The organism is Rubritalea sp. (assembly GCF_039830215.1).
Taxonomy (GTDB): Bacteria; Verrucomicrobiota; Verrucomicrobiia; order Verrucomicrobiales; family Akkermansiaceae; genus Rubritalea.
Genome location: NZ_JBDOPO010000329.1, coordinates 1 through 1,968 on the forward strand (window position 1 = coordinate 1; position 1,968 = coordinate 1,968).

The 1,968-nt window shown below is 43.4% G+C and carries 5 protein-coding genes; all 5 read left to right on the forward strand.

Annotated features, from left to right (window positions below; all coding sequences use genetic code 11):
- On the forward strand, positions 1 to 230 hold a 230-nt coding region (locus tag ABGY95_RS11145), incomplete at its 5' end, for a hypothetical protein (RefSeq protein WP_347441758.1).
- 15 nt (positions 231 to 245) lie between these two features.
- The gene (locus tag ABGY95_RS11150; RefSeq protein ID WP_347441759.1) at positions 246 to 638 is read left to right on the forward strand and encodes a hypothetical protein; all 393 of its coding nucleotides are present in this window, start codon (positions 246 to 248) and stop codon (positions 636 to 638) included.
- Between the two features lie 225 nt (positions 639 to 863).
- Positions 864 to 1,211 carry a hypothetical protein gene (locus ABGY95_RS11155; protein WP_347441760.1) on the forward strand — a complete coding sequence of 116 codons (348 nt, stop codon included), beginning with the start codon at positions 864 to 866 and terminating at the stop codon, positions 1,209 to 1,211.
- A 14-nt stretch (positions 1,212 to 1,225) separates the two neighbouring features.
- Positions 1,226 to 1,420: a hypothetical protein gene (locus ABGY95_RS11160; protein ID WP_347441761.1), complete on the forward strand. Its 195-nt coding sequence runs from the start codon at positions 1,226 to 1,228 to the stop codon at positions 1,418 to 1,420.
- A gap of 176 nt (positions 1,421 to 1,596) precedes the next feature.
- Positions 1,597 to 1,779 (forward strand): hypothetical protein, encoded by a 183-nt coding sequence (locus tag ABGY95_RS11165; protein WP_347441762.1) that lies wholly within the window; start codon positions 1,597 to 1,599, stop codon positions 1,777 to 1,779.
- Positions 1,780 to 1,968: the final 189 nt, after the last annotated feature.

A 1,968-nucleotide genomic window follows, 5' to 3' on the forward strand; every position in this document is an offset into this window, starting at 1 on the left:
ATATTGGTGAAATACTTTCAGATTCTAACCGTCCACAATTCGGATTCAGTAACTGTGATATTGATGACAAAGTTCTAAAAGCTGATGCATATATTGTTATTGCAAAAAATGGCTGGGAAGTCCTTGGTGCTGATGATGATGGAGATATCCGAGTAAGAACAGTGAGTTTGCAAGATCAAGCTAAGGCTGAAGAAAGTCTGAAGAGAACTAGAGAATTCTGGGGATACTAAAATAGGGAACATAAAATGAAAAACAAAGAACTTAAGATTAGAAAGGGTGGTCTTGTAAAGGCTGCTCCAGTTGATGATCCATCTTGGGACCCGCCCATCAAAGGTTTCTATCATCTAACTAGAGAAGAAATTGAAGAATGGTACGAGGATAAGCGTGCAGCAACCCGAGAGGCAAGAGCTAAGGGTGAAGATGCATTCAGTATCAACTTCGATGATGCGGGTGAATCTCGCCTACCACCACAGGATAGGTATCAGAGGCTGAATACAGAAATGGTGTATGAAGTGTTAAGGGCGCGATGTAGGGTGTCTCATGGTTATCACATGGAATCTGGACAGGTAAAGATTTTAGATACTGAAACAGGACGTGAGCTGTATTGTGATCGAGAAGACTTGATTGTTGTAGGGTGATCATATGCCTCTAACTAAAGATCAAACCGCCAGGGTAAGAACAATAGAAACAATGATCGAAATCTTGATAAGCGAGTGTGAAGGTAAAGAAGGATCTCACAAGTCAGCATCACATAGGCACTTAAGAATGTCAAGAATAGCTATACGAAAGGTGATAGGAAGCCGGTAGAATCGTGCAAAGTTATGAGAGGTGTGGTATAATATAGACATACCAAGGAGCCTAACATGATTCGCAAACGTAGAAACGACCGGAACCAAGTCATCTACCTCCTCACATGTGAAGCCACTGGTGAGCGTTATGTCGGACTCACAGTCGCTAGGACTCGTGCATACAAACGGTCCATGAATATTCGCTTTGATGCTCATATTCGTAACGCTACAGTCTATTGTAAGAACACTCTTCTCTACCGTGCAATGAGAACTCATGGTCCGGAATCATTCAACAAAGAGATTCTTGAGGTTGTTCGTGGTAAGGCAGCTGCTCATAAAAGAGAACTTGAGATTGCCCGCGACCTCGGAGCTGAACTAAACATGGAAGGCTTCGGTCGGAAAACTAACTCGGTGAATGTATAATGAAAATCGGTGATATGGTTTTAGTCAAAGGAAACTTTCAGGTCCAAAATGCTCCTGAAGAGGCTTGGCCAGACTGCTACGGTCAGGTCGGCATGATCGTCGAGCTACTCCATGCTTCGTCCACGCTTCCACTGGCTAATGTCGTGCTCTTGGGCGAGATGGGACAGTTTTACCTGGATGAGCTGGAGGTAATCAGTGCAAGTCGGTGATTTGGTAGCACTTAGATTGTGCCAGCAAGCGGGAAAGATTGGAATGATTACAGCAACTCCCGAGTCAACTGCGTTCCCGGATAACCTAGAATTCGCATTGTACTGGGTCTTGACAGACATGGGGAATCAATGCTACACTGGCAATCAACTGATTAGGCACAAATGGATGGAAAATAATGACTAGAGAACAACTACAAGAACTTAATCACCTCCTTAGTCTGGCTGCGGAGGAAACCTCAACTGCGATACTCAGCCAATTGCTTGAGGTCATGAAGTCTAGCGCAGCGAGTGATAATGGTGGGCTTGAAGAGCTGGGATATGTTGTGGCTAAAAAGCTTATCGAACGAGGAGCACTGTAGTTATGAAAGTCGGGGACAATATAAAATAGTAAATAGGACAAGGTGAAATGTGCAAATCTCATGCGTCTATGGTATAATATTAGTATAATCAAGGAGATTAATCATGACGACTTTTATCGTGGCATTCGAAAAGCACAATGGTAAGAAAGGACAACGCACTATCAGGGCTCGTAATGAGGAAGAAGCAAT

Excerpts from the sequence above, each read along its gene's own strand:
- ABGY95_RS11150 (WP_347441759.1), top strand. The coding sequence starts at position 246 with ATGAAAAACAAAGAACTTAAGATTAGAAAGGGTGGTCTTGTAAAGGCT.
- ABGY95_RS11155 (WP_347441760.1), top strand. The coding sequence starts at position 864 with ATGATTCGCAAACGTAGAAACGACCGGAACCAAGTCATCTACCTCCTC.
- ABGY95_RS11160 (WP_347441761.1), top strand. The coding sequence starts at position 1,226 with ATGGTTTTAGTCAAAGGAAACTTTCAGGTCCAAAATGCTCCTGAAGAG.
- ABGY95_RS11165 (WP_347441762.1), top strand. The coding sequence starts at position 1,597 with ATGACTAGAGAACAACTACAAGAACTTAATCACCTCCTTAGTCTGGCT.